19 protein-coding genes are annotated in these 22,549 nt (G+C 64.7%); 10 read left to right on the plus strand and 9 right to left on the minus strand.

Translation table 11 applies throughout. The features are described from left to right. Position 1: 1 nt before the first annotated feature. The 10 genes from MTX21_RS12675 to MTX21_RS12720 all read left to right on the plus strand — a co-directional run bounded on the left by MTX21_RS12675 (position 2) and on the right by MTX21_RS12720 (position 11,033). Positions 2-967 carry an ABC transporter permease gene (locus MTX21_RS12675; protein WP_280965143.1) on the plus strand — a complete coding sequence of 322 codons (966 nt, stop codon included), beginning with the start codon at positions 2-4 and terminating at the stop codon, positions 965-967. 13 nt (positions 968-980) lie between these two features. Further along, positions 981-1,967, plus strand: coding sequence for an ABC transporter ATP-binding protein (locus MTX21_RS12680; RefSeq protein WP_280965144.1), 987 nt, complete (start codon positions 981-983; stop codon positions 1,965-1,967). Next, entirely contained in the window at positions 1,964-2,953 is a 990-nt protein-coding gene (locus MTX21_RS12685; protein WP_280965145.1) for an oligopeptide/dipeptide ABC transporter ATP-binding protein, read from the plus strand. The genes MTX21_RS12680 and MTX21_RS12685 overlap by 4 nt, the downstream gene beginning before the upstream one ends. 86 nt (positions 2,954-3,039) lie before the next feature. Further along, positions 3,040-4,845, plus strand: coding sequence for a gamma-glutamyltransferase family protein (locus MTX21_RS12690; protein ID WP_280965146.1), 1,806 nt, complete (start codon positions 3,040-3,042; stop codon positions 4,843-4,845). Positions 4,846-4,856: 11 nt separating this feature from the next. Next, complete coding sequence (locus tag MTX21_RS12695; RefSeq protein ID WP_280965147.1) at positions 4,857-5,567, plus strand: DUF1028 domain-containing protein; 711 nt, start codon at positions 4,857-4,859, stop codon at positions 5,565-5,567. Further along, positions 5,564-6,553, plus strand: coding sequence for an ABC transporter ATP-binding protein (locus MTX21_RS12700; RefSeq protein ID WP_280965148.1), 990 nt, complete (start codon positions 5,564-5,566; stop codon positions 6,551-6,553). Before MTX21_RS12695 ends, MTX21_RS12700 begins: the two co-directional genes overlap by 4 nt. After that, complete coding sequence (locus tag MTX21_RS12705) at positions 6,550-7,659, plus strand: dipeptide ABC transporter ATP-binding protein (RefSeq protein WP_280965149.1); 1,110 nt, start codon at positions 6,550-6,552, stop codon at positions 7,657-7,659. The genes MTX21_RS12700 and MTX21_RS12705 overlap by 4 nt, the downstream gene beginning before the upstream one ends. A gap of 22 nt (positions 7,660-7,681) precedes the next feature. After that, positions 7,682-9,190 carry an ABC transporter substrate-binding protein gene (locus tag MTX21_RS12710; RefSeq protein WP_280965150.1) on the plus strand — a complete coding sequence of 503 codons (1,509 nt, stop codon included), beginning with the start codon at positions 7,682-7,684 and terminating at the stop codon, positions 9,188-9,190. A 10-nt stretch (positions 9,191-9,200) separates the two neighbouring features. Further along, positions 9,201-10,142, plus strand: a complete 942-nt coding sequence (locus MTX21_RS12715) for an ABC transporter permease (RefSeq protein ID WP_280965151.1) — start codon at positions 9,201-9,203, stop codon at positions 10,140-10,142. A gap of 3 nt (positions 10,143-10,145) precedes the next feature. Then, positions 10,146-11,033 (plus strand): ABC transporter permease, encoded by an 888-nt coding sequence (locus MTX21_RS12720; RefSeq protein WP_280965152.1) that lies wholly within the window; start codon positions 10,146-10,148, stop codon positions 11,031-11,033. Here MTX21_RS12720 and MTX21_RS12725 read toward each other — a convergent pair. The 9 genes from MTX21_RS12725 to MTX21_RS12765 all read right to left on the minus strand — a co-directional run bounded on the left by MTX21_RS12725 (position 11,030) and on the right by MTX21_RS12765 (position 22,537). Continuing rightward, positions 11,030-11,776 carry a hypothetical protein gene (locus tag MTX21_RS12725; protein WP_280965153.1) on the minus strand — a complete coding sequence of 249 codons (747 nt, stop codon included), beginning with the start codon at positions 11,774-11,776 and terminating at the stop codon, positions 11,030-11,032. The genes MTX21_RS12720 and MTX21_RS12725 overlap by 4 nt on opposite strands. 9 nt (positions 11,777-11,785) lie before the next feature. After that, entirely contained in the window at positions 11,786-13,036 is a 1,251-nt protein-coding gene (locus tag MTX21_RS12730) for an adenylate/guanylate cyclase domain-containing protein (protein WP_280965154.1), read from the minus strand. After that, positions 13,033-13,422 carry a response regulator gene (locus MTX21_RS12735; protein WP_280965155.1) on the minus strand — a complete coding sequence of 130 codons (390 nt, stop codon included), beginning with the start codon at positions 13,420-13,422 and terminating at the stop codon, positions 13,033-13,035. Before MTX21_RS12735 ends, MTX21_RS12730 begins: the two co-directional genes overlap by 4 nt. Next, positions 13,419-15,998 carry a cache domain-containing protein gene (locus MTX21_RS12740; protein WP_280965156.1) on the minus strand — a complete coding sequence of 860 codons (2,580 nt, stop codon included), beginning with the start codon at positions 15,996-15,998 and terminating at the stop codon, positions 13,419-13,421. The genes MTX21_RS12735 and MTX21_RS12740 overlap by 4 nt, the downstream gene beginning before the upstream one ends. 166 nt (positions 15,999-16,164) lie before the next feature. Next, positions 16,165-19,260, minus strand: coding sequence for a MexW/MexI family multidrug efflux RND transporter permease subunit (locus MTX21_RS12745; RefSeq protein WP_280965157.1), 3,096 nt, complete (start codon positions 19,258-19,260; stop codon positions 16,165-16,167). 68 nt (positions 19,261-19,328) lie between these two features. Continuing rightward, on the minus strand, positions 19,329-20,522 hold the full coding sequence (locus MTX21_RS12750; RefSeq protein WP_280965158.1) for an efflux RND transporter periplasmic adaptor subunit: 1,194 nt from the start codon (positions 20,520-20,522) through the stop codon (positions 19,329-19,331). A 1-nt stretch (position 20,523) separates the two neighbouring features. After that, positions 20,524-21,210: a TetR/AcrR family transcriptional regulator gene (locus MTX21_RS12755; protein WP_280965159.1), complete on the minus strand. Its 687-nt coding sequence runs from the start codon at positions 21,208-21,210 to the stop codon at positions 20,524-20,526. A 185-nt stretch (positions 21,211-21,395) separates the two neighbouring features. After that, the gene (locus MTX21_RS12760) at positions 21,396-21,986 is read right to left on the minus strand and encodes a thiamine pyrophosphate-dependent enzyme (protein ID WP_280965160.1); all 591 of its coding nucleotides are present in this window, start codon (positions 21,984-21,986) and stop codon (positions 21,396-21,398) included. Further along, positions 21,983-22,537 carry a phosphonopyruvate decarboxylase gene (locus tag MTX21_RS12765; RefSeq protein WP_280965161.1) on the minus strand — a complete coding sequence of 185 codons (555 nt, stop codon included), beginning with the start codon at positions 22,535-22,537 and terminating at the stop codon, positions 21,983-21,985. Before MTX21_RS12765 ends, MTX21_RS12760 begins: the two co-directional genes overlap by 4 nt. Positions 22,538-22,549 lie beyond the last annotated feature (12 nt).

The following is a 22,549-nucleotide window of genomic DNA, read 5'->3' on the forward strand; positions in this document are numbered from 1 at the left end:
AATGAGCGAAGCGATCGTCCCGCACAAGGTCGAAGATCGCGGCTCGCGCTCCGCCGCTGGCTGGTTCAAACGCGCGCTCGACAGCGACCTGTTCTACTCGTTCCGCCGCTCCAGGATCACCATGATCGCTGCCGGTGTGACGCTGCTGTTCTTCCTGCTCGCGATCTTCGCATCACTGTTTGCCGTGCAAAATCCGTTCGATCCGGCCCAGCTTCAGCTAATGAACTCGCGCATCTCGCCGCTGTGGACCGCCGATGGCCAGAGCCCGTTCCTGCTCGGCACCGATGAGCAGGGCCGCGACGTGCTCTCCGCGATCCTCTACGGCCTGCGCATCTCGCTCGTCGTCGGCGTGCTGGGCGTGTTCTTCTCGGGCGCGCTCGGCATCCTGCTCGGGCTGACGGCCGGCTATTTCGGCGGTGCCATCGACGGCTTGATCATGCGCATCGCCGACGTACAGCTCTCCTTCCCGGCGATCCTGATCGCGCTCCTGATCAACGGTATCGCCAAATCGGTGCTGGGGAACAGGCTCGACGAGATGAGCATGCTGGGCGTGCTAGTGCTCGCGATCGGCCTGAGTTTTTGGGTTCAATATGCCCGCACGGTGCGCGGCTCGGTGATGGTCGAGAAGAACAAGGACTATGTCGCCGCCGCGCAACTGATCGGCCTGCCTGCGCCGGTGATCATGCTGCGGCACGTGCTGCCGAACACGATGGGGCCGATCCTGGTCATCGCCACCATCAATCTCGCGCTTGCCATCATCACCGAGGCGACGCTGTCCTTCCTCGGCTCGGGCATGCCAGAGACAATGCCGTCACTCGGCACGCTCATCCGCATCGGCAACAACTATCTGTTTGCGGGCGAATGGTGGATCGTCGCGTTCCCTGGCCTCGCGCTTGCCGCGCTGATCCTCTCCATCAACCTGCTCGGTGACTGGCTGCGCGACGCGCTCAACCCGAAACTCAGATGAATACGCTTCGCTCATGACCGAACCCGTCCTCTCCGTCCGCGATCTTCAGGTGGAGTTTGCCTCCCGCCGCGGCACCCTGCGCGCCATCGACGGCGTCTCCTTCGACATCGCCAAGGGCGAAGTGCTGGGCGTGGTCGGCGAGTCCGGCGCCGGCAAATCCGTGACCGGGCTCTCGGTGATCGGCCTGATCGATCCGCCCGGCCGCATCGCGGGCGGCGAGATCCGCCTGTCCGGCCTGCGCATCGACAATCTACCGCCGGAGGACATGCGCCGCGTCCGCGGCAAGCGCATCGGCATGATCTTTCAGGATCCCCTTACCTCGCTCAATCCGCTGTACCGGATCGGCGAACAGATCGTGGAGACGATCCGCACCCACCTCGATCTTTCGGAGCAGGCTGCGCGCCGGCGTGCCATCGACCTGCTCGCCGAGGTCGGAATCCCAGCGCCGGAGAAGCGCATCGACGGCTATCCGCACGAGTTCTCCGGCGGCATGCGCCAGCGCGTGGTGATTGCGCTCGCGATCTGCGCGGAGCCGGAGCTGATCATCGCGGACGAGCCGACCACCGCGCTCGACGTCTCCGTGCAGGCGCAGATCATCTCGCTGATCAAGCGGCTCGGGCGCGACCACGGCACCGCGGTGATGCTGGTGACACACGACATGGGCGTGATTGCGGAAACCTCCGACCGCGTCGCCGTGATGTATGCCGGCCGTATCGCCGAAATTGGCCCAGTGCAGGACGTCGTGAAAAACCCGTTGCACCCCTACGCCAAGGGCTTGATGGGCGCGATCCCGACGCTCGGGGGCGACGACAAGCGCCTGGTGCAGATTCCCGGATCAATGCCGCGTCTCTCCGCGATCCCGCGCGGCTGCTCCTTCAACCCGCGCTGCGCGTTCGCCTTCGATCGCTGCCGCGTCGAGCGACCTGAGCCGCTGCCACGGGGCGCGCAATCGGTCGCGTGCCATCTCTATGACAGCGTGCCGACGGAGAGCGCGGCATGAATGGGCCCTTCGTCCAGGTCAGGAACCTCCGCCGCGTCTTCGACGTCTCGAAACCCTGGCTCAACCGCGTGCTCGAAGGGGGGCATCTCGAGTATCTCAAGGCGGTCGACAGCGTCACCTTCGATATCAGGAAAGGCGAGACCTTTGCGCTGGTCGGCGAATCCGGCTCGGGTAAGACCACGGTGGCGCGGATGGTTGTCGGCCTGCTGCCGCCGAGCTCCGGCAGCGTCTTGATCGACGGCGTCTCCATGACCGATCCGCGGCAGGCGCCAGCACGGCGAAAGCTGCGCCGCCGCATCCAGATGATCTTCCAGGACCCGTATGCGAGCCTGAACCCGCGCTTCCGGGTCGACGCCATCATCGCCGAGCCGATCCGCGCCTTCGACCTGATCCAGGGCGAGCGCGACATCCAGGCCCGCGTCGGCGAGCTGCTCAGCCTCGTCGGCCTGCATCCCGACGACCGGCTCAAATATCCGCACGAGTTTTCCGGCGGCCAGCGCCAGCGCATCGCGATCGCGCGGGCGCTTGCCTCCGATGCCGAATTCATCGTCTGCGACGAGCCGACCTCGGCGCTCGACGTCTCGGTGCAGGCGCAGATCCTGAACCTGATGCGCGACCTCCAGGACAAGTTCGGCCTGACCTACATGTTCATCAGCCACAATCTGGCCGTCGTCCGCCACATGGCGAGCCGTGTCGGCGTGATGTATCTCGGCCGCATCGTCGAGATCGCGGAGGGGCGCGAACTGTTCGCGCACCCCCGCATGCCCTACACCAAGATGCTGTTGGGCGCCGTGCCCGATCTCGCGATGAGCGGCCGCCAGCGCATTCCGGTGAAGGGCGAGATCCCGAATCCGATCGATCCGCCGCCCGGCTGCGCCTTCAACCCGCGCTGCCCGCTGGCATTCGATCTCTGTCGCAAGGAAACCCCGGAACTCATCGACGGCGTCGCCTGCCACGCGGTTAACACCACGCCGGTCCCGGCGTGACGCGCGCGTGCCATGCGGCCGGTGCATTGGCGACCCCGCACGGCCTGTGATCAATTGCGCGCGCCGCAAATGAGGTAACGAAGTCCATGACCAGCAAAATCAATCCCGATCCCTTCACGACCAGGCCCGAAATCGAAGGCACGTTCGGGGTCGTCGCCTCCACGCATTGGATCGCAACCGCCGTCGGCATGGCCACGCTGGAAAAGGGCGGCAATGCCTTCGATGCCGGTGTCGCCACCGCCTTCACCTTGCAGGTGGTCGAGCCGCATCTGAACGGCCCCGGCGGCGACGTGCCGATCATCGTGCATGATGTGAAACGCAGTCGCACCGAAGTGATCTGCGGCCAGGGACCGGCGCCGGCCCGCGCCACCATCGCCCATTACAGGAGCGAAGGCCTCGACATGGTGCCCGGCACCGGCCTGCTCGCGGCCTGCGTTCCTGGCACCTTCGAATCCTGGATGCTGCTATTGCGGGACTACGGCACGCTACGCGTGCGCGACGTGCTGGAGCCCGCCATCTCCTATGCGCGTGATGGCTATCCGCTGGTCGAACGGGCCTGCGCCACGATCCAGACCGTCGAGCAACTGTTTCGCAAGCACTGGCCGACCTCGGCCGCAGTCTACCTGCCGAATGGCGAGGTGCCGAAGCCCGGTACGCTCTTCAGCAACAAGACGCTGGCCGCTACCTACGCGCGGATCCTGAGCGAAGCCGAGAGTGGCGGCGGTGGCCGCGAAGCCGAGATCGAGCGCGCGCGAAAGGCCTGGTCGCAAGGCTTCGTTGCCGAAGCCATCGACAAATTCTGCCGCACCCAGGAGGTCATGGACGTCAGCGGCTCGCCGCATCGCGGCGTGCTCTCGGGCGACGACATGGCGCGCTGGCAGCCGACGATCGAGGCCCCGCTCACCTACGATTACGGCCGGTACGCCGTCTGCAAGGCGGGCGTCTGGAGCCAGGGCCCGGTGACGCTCCAACAGCTCGCGCTGCTGAAGGGTTTTGCGCTCGACGGGCTCGATCCGACTGGACCGGAATTCATCCATCTCCAGATCGAATGCGCCAAACTTGCATTCGCGGACCGCGAAAAGTTCTACGGCGATCCCAAGTTCAACGAGATCCCGATCGCGACGCTGCTGTCGGATGCCTATAACGACGAGCGCCGCAAGCTCGTCACTGACAAGGCCTCGCTCGATTTTCGACCAGGCTCGGTCGAGGGCTTCGGCGGCGTGGTCAAGCTGCGGCGCGCCGAGGGGCAGCGCGAGGCGGTCGGTGCGCTCGGTGCCGGCGAGCCGACGGTGGGGCGCTTCGGCGAGGTACGCGGCGACACCGTGCATTTCGACATCATCGACAAGGCTGGCAACATGGTCTCCTCGACGCCATCGGGCGGCTGGCTGCAATCCTCGCCCGTGATTCCGGAGCTCGGCTTCTGTCTCGGCAGCCGCGCGCAGATGTTCTGGCTGGAGGAAGGCCATCCCGCTTCGCTTGCGCCGGGCAAGCGGCCGCGCACCACGCTCTCGCCGACCATGGCGCTGCGCGACGGCGAACCGTATCTAGCCTGGGGCTCGCCAGGCGGCGACCAGCAGGATCAATGGATCACGCAGTTCTTCCTGCGGCACGTCCACTGCAACCTCAACCTCCAGGAGGCGATCGACGCGCCGGCATGGCATTCCGAGCACTTCCCTATCTCGTTCTGGCCCCGCACAGCGCGCCCCGGCGTGCTCGTGGTCGAGAACCGCGTGCCCAAGGCAACGATCGAGAACCTGCGGGAGCGCGGACATGTCGTAGAGGTCGGCCCGGACTGGTCGGAAGGCCGCCTCACCGCGGCCTCGCGCGTCGGCCCGCGCCGCCGCGCCGCCGCCAACCCGCGCGGCATGCAGGGCTACGCGGCGGGACGCTGACGGATAACGACATGACCTGGTCGATCATCGCGCGCGATCCTGCCACCGGCCAGTTCGGCATTGCGGTTGCAACGCGCTTCTTCGCCGTCGGCGCCCGCGTTCCCTTCATCGCGGCCGGCCTCGGCGCCATCGCGACACAGGCTTTCGTCAATCCCTATTACGGCATCGATGGCGTCAAGCTCTTGCGCGAGGGCCTGAACGCCCACGACGTCCTGGCCGCCCTGCTCGCCACCGATGACGGCCGCGAAAGCCGGCAGGTGCACATCATGGATGCGAGCGGCGCGATCGCGGCGCATACGGGCCGTGACTGTACCGGCTGGTGTGGCCAAATCGCGGGCAGCGGCCTTTCCCTCGCCGGCAACATGCTTACGGGGCCCGACGTGCTCGACGAGACGGCCAAGACGTACATCGCCAATGACGGCCTGCCCTTCCCGCGCCGCCTGCTCGCGGCCATGCGCGCAGGCGAGGCCGCCGGCGGCGACAAGCGCGGCAAGCAATCCGCCGCGCTCCTGATCCACGGCGAAGAGGAATGGCCGGCGCTCGATTTGCGCGCCGACGATCATTCCGACCCGCTCGGCGAGCTCGAGCGGCTCGAGCAAGTCAGTCACGAGGTCTGGGTGCACTTCCGCGACTCGCTCCCGACGCGGCAGAACCCGGCCGGGAACACCGATCGCAGCGTCATAGACGCCAGCATCGCGGCCGCGCGCGCGAAAGTCCAATGACCGCGGCCCCGCTGATCGAGATCGAGGGACTGCGCATCCGTTTCCGCGGCGACGATGGCCGCATCACGCATGCGGTCGACAGCGTCGATCTCAGCGTCGCCAATGGCGCAACGCTCGGCCTTGTCGGCGAATCCGGCTGCGGCAAGAGCGTGACGTCGCTCGCGATCATGGGACTGCTGCCCAAACAGAGCGCGGAGGTCACCGGCGCGATCCGCTTCGACGGCTTCGATCTGCTGCAAGCGCCGGACCAGACCTTGCGCGACCTGCGCGGCAATCGGCTCGCGATGATCTTCCAGGAGCCGATGACTTCACTCAATCCGAGCTTCACCATCGGCGACCAGATCATCGAGACGATCCTGCGTCACCGCAGCGGCTCCCGCAAGAGCGCGCGCGAGCGGGCCATCGCACTCCTGCGTCGCGTCCACATCCCCTCGCCCGAGCAACGGATCGACGAGTATCCGCACAAGCTGTCCGGCGGCATGCGCCAGCGCGTGATGATCGCGATGGCGCTCGCCTGCGATCCGCGGCTGCTGATCGCCGACGAGCCCACCACGGCCCTTGACGTCACCCTGCAGGCCCAGATCCTGGAGCTGATGCGTGAATTGAAGGCGGCAAGCGGGGCGGCCATCATCCTGATCACGCACGATCTCGGGGTCGTCGCCGAGGTCTGCGACGAGGTCGCAGTGATGTATGCCGGCGAGATTGTCGAACGCGCGCCGGTGGACGAGTTGTTTGCCTCGCCACAGCATCCCTACACTGTCGGGCTCCTGGGCTCGATCCCGCGGCTTGATCACCGCGCGGACCAGCTCGCGACGATCGAAGGCATGGTGCCGAACATGGCGCAGCCGCCTGCGGCCTGCCGCTTCGCGGCACGCTGTCCCTTCGTGCGCGAGGCCTGCACCGAGGCGCCACCCCCGCTCGTCGAGGTCACCCCCGGTCACCTCTCCCGCTGCATCCGCGCGCCACTCGAGCTCCTGGTGTCATGATGGCGCTGCTCGAGGTCGAAAACCTGGTCAAGCATTTCGTGGTCGAGCGTTCGCTGCTTGGCCGTCCGAAAGCCTTCATCAAGGCGGTCGATGGCGTCAGTTTCACGCTCGAGGCGGGCAAGACGCTCGCCCTCGTCGGCGAATCCGGTTGCGGCAAGTCGACGGTCAGCCGCCTCGTGCTGCGGCTGATCGAGCCGGACGCCGGGTCGATCCGCTTCGACGGCGGCGACCTGCTCTCTCTCGACGCCGGCGCCTTGCGTGCATTCCGTCGCCAGGCGCAGATCATTTTTCAAGACCCCTACGCGTCGCTCAACCCGCGCATGACGGTCGGCCAGATCCTCACCGAGCCGCTGGCTTTGCACGATCTTGTGCCGCCGCCGCAGCGGCGCGCGCGTGTCGATGAGCTATTGCGGCTGGTCGGGCTGGAGCCACGGCTGGCGCGGCGCTATCCGCACGAATTCTCCGGCGGCCAGCGCCAGCGCATCGCGATTGCACGCGCTCTCGCGGTCGAGCCGAAGCTGATCATCTGCGACGAGCCGGTCTCGGCGCTGGATGTCTCGATCCGCTCGCAGATCCTCAACCTTCTGCGCGGGCTCCAGGGTCGGCTCGGACTTGCCTACATCTTCGTCTCGCATGACCTCGCGGTGGTCAAGCACATCGCCGATCGCGTCGCGGTGATGAATCTCGGGAGCATCGTCGAGGAAGCCGACGCGGACGCCCTGTTCGCCGCACCACGCCATCCCTATAGCCGCGCGCTGCTGTCCGCGATCCCCCTGCCGCAACCCCACGCCAAGCGCACGACGGTCCTGCTGGAGGGCGAGATCCCGAGCGCGCTCAATCCGCCGTCGGGCTGCCGCTTCCACACCCGCTGCCCGTTCGTGGTCGCGCGCTGCCGCACCACATCGCCGGAGCTGCTGGCTGACGACACAGGCCATGCCACCGCCTGTCATCGCGTCGCCGAGCTGCCGTCCGCCGAGGCCATTCTGCCGACCGCGGGCGGCTTTTCGCCGGCGCTGGCAAAATTGGTCGCAGCTTTCAGCCAAAAGGCGGAAGGCGGAACCGCTTCCGGGGTTGGTATACATGGTGCAACGCCTACAACGACGTAGCCGCAGCAATGGGGACTGTCCGATGAAGACTCTTCGCCTCGCCACAGCAGCAGCCGCTTTCGTACTGTCGTTTGCGGCGGCCCAAGCCCAGACCACGCTGCGCATCGGCCTGGCCGAGGACCCTGACGTGCTCGATCCGACCATAGCGCGCACCTATGTCGGACGCATCGTGTTTTCCTCGTTCTGCGACAAGCTGTTCGACATCGACGAGAAGCTCAACATCGTGCCTCAGCTCGCGCTGTCCAGCGAGACGGCCGACGACGGCAAGGCCCTTGTCATCAAGCTCAGGCCCGGCGTGAAATTCCATGACGGAGAGCCCTTCGATGCGGAAGCCGCAAAATTCTCGCTTGAACGGCACCTGACGTTCCCCGGCTCCTTCCGCAAGCCCGAGCTCGCCTCGGTCGATCATGTCGAGGTCCTCGATCCACTCACCGTCAAGCTGGCGTTGAAGGCGCCGTTCTCGCCCCTGCTTGCGCAGCTCACCGATCGTGCCGGCATGATGGTGTCGCCCAAGGCCGCGAAGGCAGCCGGCGACAAGTTCGGCCTGCATCCAGTCTGCGCCGGTCCCTACAAGTTCGTCGAGCGGGTCCAGCAGGACCGTATCGTGTTCGAGAAATTCGCCGACTACTGGAACAAGGACAACGTGTTCATCGACCGCATCGTGTTCCAGCCGATCGTCGACGCCACCGTGCGGCTGGCGAACCTGAAATCGGGCGGGCTCGACCTGATCGAGCGCGTGCTCGCCACCGACCTCAAGGAGGTGCGTGCGGACTCGCGGCTGAAGGTCGCGACTGCCATTGAGCTGGGCTATCAGGGCGTCACGCTCAACATCGGCAAGGACAAGGCCAAAGGTCCTCTCAGCCAGTCTGCGAAGGTCCGGCAGGCGCTCGATCTTGCGATCGACCGCGAGGCAATCAACCAGGTCGTGTTCAACGGCGAATTCCAGCCCGGCAATCAATGGGTCAATCCCGACCATCCCTACTACCAGAAGGCCTTTCCACTCCGTGCCCGCAACGTGGAAAAGGCCAAGGCTTTGCTGAAGGAAGCCGGCGTTACGCCACCGGTCAGCGTCGACTTCCTGGTGCCGAAAGGTGCAGAAACCGAGACGCCGGCGCAGGTGATCCAGTCGATGGCCGCGGAAGCCGGATTCGACATGAAGATCCGCGTCACTGAATTCGCAACCGGTCTCAAGCAGGCCGAAGCCGGCGATTACCAGGCCTATATGCTCGCCTGGAGCGGTCGCGTCGACCCTGACGGCAACAGCTACGTCTTCCTGCACAGCGACGCCCCGCAGAATTACAGCGGGTGGAACAATGCGCAGGCTGACAAGGCTTTGGATGAAGCCAGGCTGGTCACCGACCCCGACAAGCGCAAGGCCAGCTACGAAGCGCTGGCGAGGCTGGTCCAGGACGATGAACCAATCCTCTATCTCTACCATCGCCGCATCATCATTGCCCACTCGACCAGGCTCGAAGGCTACAAGCAGATGCCGGACGGCCTCGTTCGCGTCATTGGCCTCAAGCTGAAGTGACTTCGGCCGAATGCTGAGCTTCCTCGCCCGCCGTCTTGCGCAGATCGTGCCGACGCTGTTCTTCGTCTCGGTGCTGATCTTCTCGCTCCAGCAATTGCTGCCGGGCGATCCCGCACTGGTGATGGCGGGCGAAGAGCGCGATCCGGCGGTCATCGAGCAAATCCGCCGTCAATACCGGCTCGATCAGCCGATTCCGGTACAATACGCCTATTGGGTCGGCGGCGTGCTCAGGGGCGATTTTGGCGAGTCGCTGCGCAACAAGATGCCGGTGCGCGAGCTGATCGCGCAGAAGCTTCCCGTCACGCTGCAGCTCGGCGCCATGGCGATCCTGATCGCATTCCTGATCGGGATTCCCGCCGGCATCGTCGCGGCCGTGAAGAAAGGGACCGCTTGGGACTACGGTGCCAACCTGTTCGCGCTGTGGGGCATCTCGACCCCGAATTTCTGGCTTGGCATCATGCTGATCTTTCTGTTCTCGATCGAGCTCGGCTGGCTGCCGGCGTCGGGCTACGTGCCGCTCACCGAGAACTGGCGCGCGAGCATAGCAGCCACCATCATGCCCGCCTTCGTGCTCGGCAATGCGATTGCCGCGATCCTGATGCGGCATACCCGCAGCGCCATGCTGCAGGTGCTCGAAAGCGATTACGTCCGCACCGCGCGCGCGAAGGGACTTTTGGAACGCTCGGTCATTCTCAAGCACGCCATGCGCAATGCACTCACACCGGTGATCACATTGGGCGCGCTCGAGCTCGGCACATTGTTATCGGGCGCCGTGCTGACCGAGCAGATCTTCTCCATTCCCGGATTCGGCAAGCTGATCGTGGATGCCGTCTTCAACCGCGACTACGCCGTCGTGCAGGGCGTCGTGCTGGTAACGGCGACGATCTACATCACGCTCAACCTGATCGCCGATATCGCCTATATCCTCGTCAATCCGCGACTGAGGGGTTAGGCCATGACCGACGCCGCACTCGCAGTCAGCCCCACCGCCGAGACCAACGAGCTGGACAGTCCCGCGCGGCGGGCACGCCGGCGGCTGTTCAAGCGCAAGGCGGCGGTCGCCGGCCTCGTCGTGCTCTGCTTTTTCATCGTCCTTGCGCTGTTTGCACCACTGATCGTGCCCTACGATCCCATCGCGACGAGCTGGAGCCTGGTCCGAAAGCCGCCGACGGCGCTGCACTGGTTCGGCACCGACGAGCTCGGCCGCGATATCTTGAGCCGCGTCGTCTACGGCGCACGCGCATCGCTCCTCGCGGGCCTGATCTCGGTCGCGATCGCGCTCGGCATTGGGGTGCCGCTCGGTCTTCTCGCCGGTTATCGCGGCGGCGCCATTGATGCATTAATCAGCCGCATCACGGACGCGATGCTGGCCTGCCCGTTCCTGATCCTCGCAATCGCGCTCGCGGCGTTCCTGGGGCCCAGCCTCGGCAACGCCATGATCGCGATCGGCATCTCGGCAACGCCGGTGTTCATCCGCCTGACGCGTGGCCAGGTCCTGAGTGTCAAGGCCGAGGACTATGTCGAAGCGGCGCGCGCGCTCGGCAACCCGCCCTGGCGGATTGCCTTCGCTCATATTCTGCCGAACATTCTCCCGGCGCTGCTGGTTCAGGCCACGCTCTCGATCGCCGCCGCAATCATCGCCGAAGCGGCGCTGTCGTTCCTCGGCCTCGGCCAACAGCCGCCGGCGCCGTCCTGGGGCAGCATGCTCAACGCCGCGCAACGTTTCCTGACGCAAGCGCCCTGGATGGCCGTCTGGCCGGGCCTCGCGATCTTCCTGGTGGTGCTATCGCTGAACCTGCTGGGCGACGGCCTGCGTGATGCGCTCGATCCACGCGCGCGCTAGATGACCGTTTCCCGCATCACGCGGCGGCAATCCATCTCATATTCGAGATCGACCACCGGCGGACGCGCGAAGTGCCAAGTCAGGCCCGAACGCAGCGCGCCGCGTCGGACTAGCTCGTCGGCCAGCGCGTGATGGAAATCGTGCACGGAATAGGCCTGTACGCCCGTGGCGTCCCTCCAGCCGAAACCGAGAGCCGTCATCCGGGCCTCCATCTGTGACGTCGTGAAGCGCACCTTCTCCCGTAAACCGTCCGGGCTGAGATCACGGTAGCGCACCGTGCGCCGCTCGACATAGCTACCGCTGCCTTCGCGCGCCTCGGCACCGCCCGCGATCACGAAGGTCGGCGTCTTCGACCCCGTCGGCTTCGTGAAGGAGAACGCATAGAACGACGGCTCGGACGGCGGGTCGATCTCCGGACAGACATTGCTTCGCGCCACCGGATTGCTCGTCCCGTCGAAGATGTCCCATTCGGAGAGCGTCTTCACGTAATGCAGGTTGAACGCGCGAAAGCCCTCTTCGCTGAAAGCTGCCGGCGAGCGCAACTCGCAGGCGCAGAAGGCGGTCAGCGGGCGCCCCACTTCCCGGATGAATTTCGCAGCACGCGCAAATCCCTCGGCAAGCGGCACCAACCGATCGAATCGGACACGCTCGATCTCATAGCCGTCGTCTGCCGCTGCACCCGCAGAATACTGGAATACGGACGGGATGAAGCGATAATTGCCGGCAGAGAATTCACGCGTCATGTCGAGCTCCTAGTCCAGTTGCATGCGGACGCCCTTGGCGCCGTTGAGCAGGCGCCTGAGATGAAGGCCAGCCAGGGGATCATCGGCATGAACGCCGATCAACGCGGCGAATGCGGGCATGGCCGCGGAATCGCCTGCCTCCAGCTTGGCAAAGGCCTCGAAATATAGCGCCGTTGCGGGCGCTTCGAATTTTACCGGCGGCAGCGGCTCAAAGGCACGCAAGGGCTCACTGCGCCCGCGCAGCATCAGGTCTCCCACCGGGCGTCCCTGAAAATTCTCGGCGCTCCCGGCAATGCTCGCGCTGACGCAAATCCGCGTGCCCAGATATTTGTTGGCGGCCTCCAGCCGCGCGGCGATGTTGATGGTATCGCCATAGGCGGTGTAGTCGAAGAAACGGTTGCCGCCGAAATTGCCGACGAGCGCCGGCCCGGCATGGACTCCGATGCGGGTGGTGCCGAAGTTCACGCCCTTGGCCTTTTGGCGTGCGCAAAAATCCTGCGCCCAGGCATCGAGATCATGGGCACAGGCGACTGCACGCGTCGCATAGTCCGGCTGGTCACCGGGCGCGTTGAAGAGCACCTGGATCGCATCGCCGATGATCTTGGCGACCGTTCCTTCATGTGCGAAGACGACTTCAGTCATTCCGCCGACATATTCGTTGAGGAGCGCGCCGAGCGTCTCGGGCGGTGCGCTCTCGATCAGCGACGTGAACCCGGTGATGTCGGTGAAAATGGTCGCAACGTCGCGCCACTGCACCTCCATCCCGTCGCCTTCAGCGCTTGCCGCCAGACGCCTGGCGAGCTCCGGCGAGAAATGGCGCGACAAAGCGGTATGGGCCCGCTCCGCCTCCATCTGGCGCCGCCGCACCTCGCGCAGCATCTCGATATGGCGGAGGGTCTTCTCGATCGTCGTCTCGAGGTCCGCGAAGTCGATCGGTTTGGTGAGAAAATCGAAGGCGCCGCGGTTCATGGCGGTGCGGATGTTGCTCATGTCGCCATAGGCCGAGACGATGATGGTCGACTTCTTGTCCTCGGCCTCCTGGAGCTTCTGCAGCAGCGACAGCCCGTCCATCCGCGGCATGTTGATATCGGAGACGACCATGTCGACATGCGGATGCTGCGCGATCGACTCCAGCGCCTCGACGCCGTCGCGCGCAAACATGAAGTTGACCAACCCATCGCGAAGCTGCCTGCGGAATTTCTGCAGGACCAACGCCTCGAGATCGGGCTCGTCGTCGACGAAGAGGATGGTCGCCGTCATGCCGCCTGCTCGAGCCTGGTATCGATCTCCTGGCGTAGCTGCGCGAAGTCGATCGGCTTGGTGAGAAGTCCGACAGCGCCCCGCTCGATCGCCTTCCTGCGCGTCTCGGCGTCGCCATAGGCCGTGATCATGATGACGGGAACATGCGGATGTTCGGCCCGCACCTTCGGCAGCATGTCGAGCCCGCTCATCCCGGGCATGTTGATGTCGGACAGGATCAGGATCAACGCGGGATCGCGGACCTCGGCGGCGCGCCTGAGCGCATCGGGCGCAGAGGGAGCGAACTCCATCTGAAAACGGCCGGCGCGCAAGTCGCGCCGGAACTGCTGTCGGAACAGCGCCTCGACGTCGGGCTCGTCATCGACGACCAGGATGTAAACGTTCAAGTCTTGCCTCCGGTAGTGCCTGCCGCCGCCAGCGTGCGCTGCAGCGTTATGATGAACTCGGTAAATACACCGGGCTCGGTATTCACGTCGATCGTTCCGCCATGCTGTTTCACGACGATGTCATGGCTCATGGAAAGGCCAAGCCCGGTGCCCTCGCCGGCCGGCTTAGTGGTGAAGAAGGGATTGAACATCTTCTCCCTCACTTCGGACGGAATCCCGGTGCCGTTGTCGCGAATCCGGATCTCGATCTTGTTGCCGAGATTTCGGGTCGTCGCGCTCAAGATCGGCTCGAAGCCCTCCCCGGCGCTCTGCTTGCGTTTGGCCGACGCATAGAAGCCGTTCGAGACCAGATTGAGGAGGACGCGCGTGATCTCCTGCGGATAGACGTCGACCGCGCCGGCCGCCGGATCCAGATCGCGCTCGAGCGTGACGTTGAAGCTGGGCCTTTCGGCGCGCGCGCCATGATAGGCCAGATTCAGGCTCTCCTCGACGATCGCATTGATGTCGACAAGGCGATGCTCGCCCGAGCCTTCGCGCGAATGCAACAGCATGTTCTTGACGATGGAGTCCGCGCGCTTGCCGTGCAGCACCACCTTTTCGAGATTGCCTTTGAGCATGTGGGTGAGCTCGCCGATCTCCTCCTTCGTCTTGTCGCTGATCTCGACCGATTGCAGGAGCTCGTTGAGTTCGTCGATCAACTCCGTCGAGACCGCGGAGAAATTGTTGACGAAGTTCAGCGGGTTCTTGATTTCGTGGGCGATGCCGGCGGTAAGCTGGCCGAGCGATGCGAGCTTCTCGGTCTGGATGAGGCGGTCCTGCGCCGCGCGCAACTCGTCGAGCGACTGCGATAGCTCCCTGGTGCGATCCTGCACCTCCTCAAACAGCCGGGCATTTTCGATCGCGATAAGGGCCTGATCGGCAAAGGTAGTCGCGAGTTCGATTTGCTTCTCGCTAAAGGGCCGCACCATGTGCCGGGTCAGGACGAATACTCCGATTGGCTCACCCTCGCGAAGCAGAGGCACACCAAGCATCGTACGCACGTCAGAGCGCCTTCGAGCAGAGGAAGGCGCAAATTCCGCGTCGGCCTGCACGTCCGGGACATGAACCGTTTTGCGATCGAGCAGCGTACGTCCAACCACACTTCCTCGCTCGGGCACGGAAGCGAAAGTCCGAAGATGGCTTTCCTGCTCGGCTCCGAGGCCGCAGCTTGCTGCCAAATAGAAAATCCCGTCATTGGGCCGAAAGATCGTGCCTTCGTCCGCGTCACACAGACGGGCCGCCGACTCGACAAGCGTGTTCAACACCATTTGCAGATCGAACGCCGAGCGGCTGATGACTTTCAGCACATCGGCAGTCGCTGTCTGCTGCTGCAGCGACTCCCTCAATTCCGCCGTGCGCTGCTCGACCTTCCTTTCCAAGTCCGCATAGGATTCCTGCAATCGCGCGCCCATGTCGTTGAACTGGTCGGCCAGCCCTTCGAGCTCGTCGCCGGTTCTGATCGAGATGCGCTGGGAGAAATCACCGCCGCCGATGCGCTCGGCGCCGCTGCGCAGCGCCTGGATCGGGCCGACCATGCGGCGCGCGAGAAAGATCCCGGCGAGCACGGCGAAGATCGACGCCACCAGCAGCACGACCGCAAGCCGCTCCAACGAGGCATGAAGCGCCGCATAAGCCTCCTCGACCGGCAACTCGACGAACATGGTCCAGCCGAGCGGCGCGATCGGCGCCGACGCCGTCAGAACCTTCTGTCCCTGGATGTTGGTCGCTTCCTGAAGCGAATCCGGCATGACGCCACCGCCGGCTTGCGCGGCACGCACCTGCGCCAGTCCCGACATGTCGGTGTTACGCAGGACGAGGCTGATATCGGGATGCGCGATCAGGCGCCCCTCCGGGCCGACCACATAGGCATGCCCGTGCTCGCCGACCTTGATCTGCGAGACCACGTCCCAGATCAGCTTGAGGTTAACCTCCGCGATGCTGACGCCGGCATCCTTGCGCGCGCCGGCCAGCGCCAGCGCCATGTAGGGTTCGGACTCCCGGCGAAAGTAAACCGGGCCGTAATAGACCTTGTGCGCGACCGCCTCGGTGAATTTCGGATCGCTCGACAGGTCCACCCCGCTGTCGATCGCGTCCATCGCGAGCCGCGACACGCGCAGGCGCTCCTTGCCGGTCGCATCCACCTGCGCGAGCTCGGTGATGGCGGGCACCTGGCGCAGCAGCCGCAACGCATCGAACCGCCGCTGCTCGATCGAGCTCGCGGACCACGGCATTTGCGTGGTCCAGCCGAGCTGGTTCTCGATCTCCTTGACGAACTGACTGATCTTGGCCGCGGCCGCCTCGGCCTGCTCATGCTGGACCCGGATCAGCGACGCCTTGTGCTCCCGATAATAAAAGAAGACCTCGAAAAGCCCATTGGCAAGCAGCGCAACCGCAACGACGGCCACGAACAGCGCGACATATTTGATGAACAGCCGGCTCCCGGTCCGCGGCCTCTGCGCCTCATCGGACGCGCTATCCCGGGCCGCGCTTGGCAGTGTCCGGGTTTGCGAGGTGTCGGGATGGATGGAAATGCTCATCCCGGCAAGCCTAGCAAGAAGGCCGGACCTTGTCTCTCGCAAGCGCGGGAAAAGACCCGTCCGGTGCGGGCTCGCCGCGCTGCGGAATCCTCGCCAATGCCAGCCACAAAAAAAGGGGCGGCAACGGTGTCAGCCGATGCCGCCCCTTTTGTTCAGTTGGCCTTTCTCAGGTCGGACGGAGCGCCTTGGAGCCAATATCCATGGCGTCGATCTGCTTGTTGCGCTCCGATTCGGCCTCCTTGCTGTGATCGGTCGCCAGCACAACGTAGACCGCCGGCAGCACGAACAGCGTGAACAGGGTGCCGATCGACATGCCGGCCACGACCACGAGGCCGATCGAGAAGCGGCTGGCGGCGCCGGCGCCGGTGGCCGTCAGCAGCGGGATCAGGCCGGTGACCATGGCGGCCGTCGTCATCAGGATCGGCCGAAGGCGGATGCGGGCCGACATTTCGATCGCCGAGCGGCGGTCGAGCCGTTCCCTGATCTGAAGCTCGTTGGCGAACTCCACCATGAGGATGCCATGCTTGGTGATCAGGCCGACCAGGGTGAGCAGACCGACCTGAGTGTAAATGTTCATGGTCGCAACACCGAAGAACAGCGGGATCAGAGCTCCCACGATCGCCATCGGCACCGAGATCATGATCACCAGCGGGTCACGCAAGCTCTCGAACTGCGCCGCCAGCACCAGGAAGATGATGATCAGCGCGAAGCCGAAGGTGATCGCGAGCTGGTTGCCCTCCTGCACGTACTGGCGGGAGTCCGCGAGATAGTCGTGGCTGAAGCCCTGCGGCAGCTTCTTGGCCTCACTCTCGAGGAAGTCCACCGCCTGACCGATGGTCACGCCGGGCATCGGCACCGCCGAGAACGTCGCCGAATTGAGCTGATTGTAGTGGGTCAGCGAGTTCGGATCGGTGGTGGTCTTGATCGATACCACCGTCGACAGCGGGAGCTGCTGGCCGGTGTTGGTGGTCACGTAGTAGCCGCCCAGCGATTCCGGCGAGAGCCGCTTGCCGCGCGGCACCTGCGGGATCACTTGGTAGGAGCGGCCCTCAAGGTTGAAGCGGTTGATGTAGTTGCCGCCGAGCAGAACCGCGAGCGTGCTGCCGAGATTCTGCATGTTGACGCCGAGGTCCTGGGCCTTGGTGCGGTCGATCGTGATCTTCACGTTCGGCTGGTTGAAGGCAAGGTCGCTGTCGGAGACGATGAACATGCCGCTCTTGCGCGCAGCGTCCTTCAACTTCTCCATCTGCTCATAGACCGTCTGGAATCCGGCGGTGGAGTTGATCACCATCTGCACCGGCAGGCCGCCCGGCCCGCCCGGCAGCGGCGGCAGGTTGAATGCGAACGCCTGGACGCCCTCGATCTTGGACAGTTCCGCCTGCACCAGCGGCTTCAACGCGATCGACGAGCGCTTGCGCTCGTCCCAGGGCTTGAGCAGCATGCCAGCGATACCGCCCTGCGGACCGTTGATACCGTTCAGCACGAAGCGGAGATCGGTCTCGGGGAATTTCTGGAATTCCTTGTCGAGCTTGTCACCATAGAAGTCGAGATAGTCGATGTTGGCGTATTTCGGCGCCTTGGTCACCGCGAACACGATGCCTTGATCTTCCTCGGGCGCCAGCTCCTTCGACGTATGCATGTAAAGGAACCCGACGAGGCCGAGGATCGTCAGCGCGAACAGTCCCGTCACCGCTTTGTAGTCGAGCGAGCGGTCGAGCTTGCGGCCGTACCAGCGCGTCACTGCGCCGAACACCTTGTTGACGAGCTTGGCGAAACGCCCTTCCTCGGTGTTCTTCAGCAGCACCGAGCACATCATCGGCGACAGCGTCAGCGCGATCACGCCTGATACGATCACCGAGCCCGCGAGGGTAAAGGCGAATTCGCGGAACAGCGAGCCGGTGAGGCCGCCGAGGAAACCGATCGGCGCATACACTGCGGCGAGCGTGATGGTCATGGAAATGACCGGACCCACGATCTCGCGCGCGCCTTGCAGCGCCGCCTGGACCGGCGTCTTGCCCTCCTCCAGATGGCGGTGGATGTTCTCCACCACGACGATGGCGTCGTCGACCACGAGGCCGATGGCGAGCACCATGGCGAGCAGCGTCAGCAGGTTGAAGCTGAAGCCCAGCGCCAGCATCAGCGTGCAGACGCCGATCATCGACAGCGGGATGGTGACCACCGGAATGATGACCGAGCGGAGTGAGGCCAGGAACAGGAAGATCACCACGATGACGATGATGACGGCTTCGCCCAGCGTCTTCTCGACCTCGTCGATCGACGACTGGATGAACTTGGTCGAGTCGTAGGCGACCTTCATCTTCATCGACGGCGGCAAATTGCGCTCGAGTTCGGGGAACAGCGCGCGCACGCCCTTGACCAGCGTCAGCGGGTTTCCTTGTGGGGTCGCCTGCACGCCGATGAAGATCGCGTGCTCGCCGTTGAAGGCGACGCTCGCATCCGTGCTCTGCGCGGCAAGTTCGACGGTCGCGATGTCCTCCATCCGCACGAAGCCGCCGTCCTTGGCCTTGACGATCATCTTCTTGAACTGATTGACGTCGGTGAGGCCCGTGTTCGTCGAGACGTTCGAGACGATGAGGTAGCCCTTGGTCTGGCCTGCCGCGGACTGGAAGTTGTTGGCGGTGATCGCCGCGGCGACATCGGCCGGCGACACGTTGCGGCCCGCCATCTTCACCGGATCAAGCCACAGCCGCATCGCGAAGGTCTGGCCGCCGAGAATGTCGGCGGAGGCCACGCCGTCGACGGTCGACAGCACCGGCTGCACCACGCGCGTCAGATAGTCCGAGATCGCCGATCCCGACAGCTCCTCGGACGAGAAGCCGAGATACATCACGGCCGTGGTCTGGCCCGTGGTCTTGGTGACGATCGGGTCGTTGGATTCCTTCGGGATCAGATATTTGACCGAATTGGTCTTGGCGAGCACCTCGGTGAGCGCCTGGTTCGGATCGAAATTCAGTTTGATGTAGACCTGGATCGTCGAGGTGCCGAGCACCGAGGACGAGGTGATGTAGTCGACGCCTTCGGCCGAGGCGACCGCCTGCTCGATCGGCGTCGTGATGAAGCCCTGGATCAGGTCTGCGGACGCGCCGGGATAGACGGTCGTGATGTTGATGACCGTGTTCGAAAGCTTCGGATATTGCCGGATCGGCAACACCATCGCCGCGCGCAGACCGATCAGCAGGATCAGCAGGCTAACGACGACCGACAGAACCGGGCGCTTGATGAAAATATCGGTAAAGGCCATCGCGGCGATCTCGATTTCTTTGTCTCAAGAGGCATGATCCGGCCGGGCCGGATCATGCGAGCGTTATGTCAATAGCGCGGCGGTTGCGCGGGGATCGGCGGCGCGGAATCGGGCGAAATCGACACAGCGGCGCCCGATTGCAGCTTGAGCTGGCCGACGGCGACGACCTTGTCGCCCGCCTTCACGCCCTTCAGGATTTCGACACGTCCCTCGACCCGGTTGCCGGTCTGCACGAAGGTGCGAACCGCGCTCAGGCTGGTCTTGCCGTCGTCTTCCTTCTTCTCGGTGATCACGAACACCGAGTCGCCGTAGAGCGTGTAGTCAACCGCCGTCTCCGGGACGGTGATCACCGCCGGCTTCTCCGGCAGCACCACCGTGGTGGTCACGAACATGCCCGGCTTCAGGATCTTCTCCGGATTGGCGATCGTCGCCTGCACGCGGATGTTGCGGGTGTCGGTCGAGATCTGCGGCTCGATCGTCGTGATCTTGCCCTCGAAGGTGCGGCCCGGATAGGCGTCGACCTTCAGCCGGACGGGCTGGCCGACCTTGAGGTTGCCAGAGTCCTTTTCCGTCACGGTGAAGTTGGCCCACAGCTCCGACAGATCAGTCAGCGACACGATGGCCGTGCCCGCGGTGAGATACTGGCCGACCTCGACCTTGCGGACGCCGAGATCGCCGGAGAACGGCGCACGCACCAGTTTCTGCGAGATCAGCGCCTCGGTCTTGGCGATGCCCGCCATCGCCTGGTCGTAGGCGGCCTGCGCGGAATCGACGGTCGCCTGCGGGCCGAACTGGCGCGACGCGAGCTGCTTGGCGCGGTCGAGCGAAAGCTGCCCGACGGTCGCCTGCGCCTTGAAGCTGGCGAGGTCGCCCTGCTCGGGCGCGTCGAATAGCTGCACCAGAGGCGTGCCGGCTTCGACATGCGCACCCGGCTCGAACTTGATCTCGGTGACACGGCCGTTGACGTCAGCGGTGACGTTGACCTGGTGCACGGCGGCGAGCTCGCCGACCGCGGTCAAGAGATTCGGCACCACCTCCGACTTCGCCTCGGCCGCGCTGACGGCCACCGGCGGCGGCTTGTTGTTGGCAAAGAACTGCTTGATCATCTGGCCCCGGAACGAGTTGAACCAGACAAGGCCGCCGACGAGCGCGCCCAGCAGGACGCCGACGATGATAAACCAGCGCACTGGCTTAACTGGACGCTTGGGAGTCTTGTTGTCGATCGGTTCGCCCGAAATCTTGTGTTCGGCTACGATGTTCATGTCATGCACTTTCTGCAATCGCCGTCTTGCCGCCACCCGGCGCCAAGGCGCGGTCCAGATGCGAAGCAATTGCGGCGTCGTTAAGTCCTATACCCCTCAGGAGAAACTCACAGAGCTGCCGTTCCAGATCGTTCGCCTTGCCGTAAGCGAGGCAGGGCGTGGCCGGCAGCCTGGTCAGCGCAGCCGTCATCACCGAATGATGCGCAAACCAGAACAGGTTGAGCGGCTCGCCGCCGCAAGGCCGCGCGTCGCCAGCGGCGACCGCACGCTCGAGCGAGGCGACGAATACTGCGCCGATCAGCTTCTCGATCTTGGCATATAGCAAGCGCGCGAACTCGCCATCATCCAAATGGCTAGTGGCCATCAGTCGCAGGCGCTGCGCCTCCTCCTGGTCGGGACCGTCGGCGATCTCGAGGAAATGCTGGACCATGCCGCAGATCAGCTCGACCAGCGCGGCGGTCGATGGCTCCCGCTCGAGGAGCTCCATCAGCGCCGGGTCGGCCTCGCATTCGTCGGAGAGGATTTCGGCATAAAGTGCCGCCTTGGACGGGAAATGCTTGAACAACAGCGCCTCGGAAATGGCGGCAGCGGCCGCCACGCTCTTGGTCGTGGTGCCGTTATAGCCGTGCCGGGCAAAGCAACGTTTGGCGGCGCCGAGGATCAATTGACGCCTCAGGTCGCTCGTCATGCGTAATGAGTTCATGCTAGTGAGTAAGCACTCACCCACGCAAAAGTCAAGCAAAATGCTGCGACGCAACCTAAATGGGTTGTAGATTCAACGGAAACTTGAGCGCCGGCAATCGCCCGCCGGCACCGCAGCGGCCGGCAGCTCGGCCGGCAGTTCTCTTGGGACGGTCGATTCGAGCGAAAGGGCTAGATCGGCTGGAAGCCAAGGTCGCCGCGGATTCGGTTGACGATGTAAGTCCCGTCCCGGCTCGGCAAAATCCGCTCGAGGCTGGCGCTGTCGATCTTCACATTGGCAAAGCGCGGCCCGGTCGAGACGTCATGGACGGCTTTGGCAAAGGCCTCCACCTCGGCCATGGTCGAGATCGGCCGGCTATCCGGGATGCCGCAGGCCCTGGCGACGCCGACGAGGTCCGCGGCCGCGGAGGTATGGCTGGTCTGGCCGCCGGTTTCGCCATAGCACTCGTTGTCGAGCACCACGATCGAGAGGTTGGACGGCTTCTGCAGGCCGATGGTGGCAAGGCTGCCCATGCCCATCAGCATCTCGCCGTCGCCGGTGATGACCAGCACCGGCAGTTTTGGCTGCGCCAGTGCGAGTCCGAGGCCAATCATCGCGGCGCCGCCCATGCCGCCCCAGAGATAGAAGTTGCGCGCGTGGTCGCCGGCGGCGGTGATGTCGTTGGTGGAGGCCCCGAGGCCGCCGATCGCGACGACATCCTTGCGGTTCGCAAGCAGCCTGGACACCACCTGGCGGCGGTCGAGGAGATTGGCTTTGCTCATTTGGTGAAAACCTTGGCACCGATCAGGCGCTGCGACAACAGCACGGCGGTCGGCGTGAGGGCATTGTAGGCCTGCGCCGCAGCCGCTTCGAGCACGGCCGGCACCTCGGCTGCGTTCGCAGCGCGCAGCACCTTGACGCCACAGAGCTCGAAGACGCCCTGCGTGGTCGAGCCCATCGGTACCTGCCATGGATTGAACTCGCCCCACTCCCCTCGCATGGTCACGAGGGTCAGGAACGGGAAGCGCAGGATCGGGATCAGCGACAGCATGTTGATGCAATTGCCGACCCCGCTCGACTGCATCAGCAGCACGCCGCGCTGTCCGCCGGCCCAGGCGCCGGCCAGAAGCGCCACGCCCTCCTCCTCCGTCGTCAGCGGAATGCCGCGCATCGTGGACGAGCCCAGCACGCGCTGGATCAGCTTCGAGTGACCGGCGTCAGGTACGTAAGGCACCTGCCGGACATCGAAGCGTTGCAATGTCGCGAAAATATCGTCCGGCCAAAGAGGGCTGGATTCGGGGGCCGTGTCGGCAGCATCAGCGCGGGCGTGCATTTTCCTGTCCGG

Source organism: Bradyrhizobium sp. ISRA430 (assembly GCF_029909975.1).
In the GTDB taxonomy this organism is placed as follows: domain Bacteria; phylum Pseudomonadota; class Alphaproteobacteria; order Rhizobiales; family Xanthobacteraceae; genus Bradyrhizobium.

What these genes read in the sequence shown, in the direction of transcription:
- MTX21_RS12675 (WP_280965143.1), top strand. Translation starts at nt 2, where the DNA reads ATGAGCGAAGCGATCGTCCCGCACAAGGTCGAAGATCGCGGCTCGCGC.
- MTX21_RS12680 (WP_280965144.1), top strand. Translation starts at nt 981, where the DNA reads ATGACCGAACCCGTCCTCTCCGTCCGCGATCTTCAGGTGGAGTTTGCC.
- MTX21_RS12685 (WP_280965145.1), top strand. Translation starts at nt 1,964, where the DNA reads ATGAATGGGCCCTTCGTCCAGGTCAGGAACCTCCGCCGCGTCTTCGAC.
- MTX21_RS12690 (WP_280965146.1), top strand. Translation starts at nt 3,040, where the DNA reads ATGACCAGCAAAATCAATCCCGATCCCTTCACGACCAGGCCCGAAATC.
- MTX21_RS12695 (WP_280965147.1), top strand. Translation starts at nt 4,857, where the DNA reads ATGACCTGGTCGATCATCGCGCGCGATCCTGCCACCGGCCAGTTCGGC.
- MTX21_RS12700 (WP_280965148.1), top strand. Translation starts at nt 5,564, where the DNA reads ATGACCGCGGCCCCGCTGATCGAGATCGAGGGACTGCGCATCCGTTTC.
- MTX21_RS12705 (WP_280965149.1), top strand. Translation starts at nt 6,550, where the DNA reads ATGATGGCGCTGCTCGAGGTCGAAAACCTGGTCAAGCATTTCGTGGTC.
- MTX21_RS12710 (WP_280965150.1), top strand. Translation starts at nt 7,682, where the DNA reads ATGAAGACTCTTCGCCTCGCCACAGCAGCAGCCGCTTTCGTACTGTCG.
- MTX21_RS12715 (WP_280965151.1), top strand. Translation starts at nt 9,201, where the DNA reads ATGCTGAGCTTCCTCGCCCGCCGTCTTGCGCAGATCGTGCCGACGCTG.
- MTX21_RS12720 (WP_280965152.1), top strand. Translation starts at nt 10,146, where the DNA reads ATGACCGACGCCGCACTCGCAGTCAGCCCCACCGCCGAGACCAACGAG.
- MTX21_RS12725 (WP_280965153.1), bottom strand. Translation starts at nt 11,776, where the DNA reads ATGACGCGTGAATTCTCTGCCGGCAATTATCGCTTCATCCCGTCCGTA.
- MTX21_RS12730 (WP_280965154.1), bottom strand. Translation starts at nt 13,036, where the DNA reads ATGACGGCGACCATCCTCTTCGTCGACGACGAGCCCGATCTCGAGGCG.
- MTX21_RS12740 (WP_280965156.1), bottom strand. Translation starts at nt 15,998, where the DNA reads ATGAGCATTTCCATCCATCCCGACACCTCGCAAACCCGGACACTGCCA.
- MTX21_RS12745 (WP_280965157.1), bottom strand. Translation starts at nt 19,260, where the DNA reads ATGGCCTTTACCGATATTTTCATCAAGCGCCCGGTTCTGTCGGTCGTC.
- MTX21_RS12750 (WP_280965158.1), bottom strand. Translation starts at nt 20,522, where the DNA reads ATGAACATCGTAGCCGAACACAAGATTTCGGGCGAACCGATCGACAAC.
- MTX21_RS12755 (WP_280965159.1), bottom strand. Translation starts at nt 21,210, where the DNA reads ATGACGAGCGACCTGAGGCGTCAATTGATCCTCGGCGCCGCCAAACGT.
- MTX21_RS12760 (WP_280965160.1), bottom strand. Translation starts at nt 21,986, where the DNA reads ATGAGCAAAGCCAATCTCCTCGACCGCCGCCAGGTGGTGTCCAGGCTG.
- MTX21_RS12765 (WP_280965161.1), bottom strand. Translation starts at nt 22,537, where the DNA reads ATGCACGCCCGCGCTGATGCTGCCGACACGGCCCCCGAATCCAGCCCT.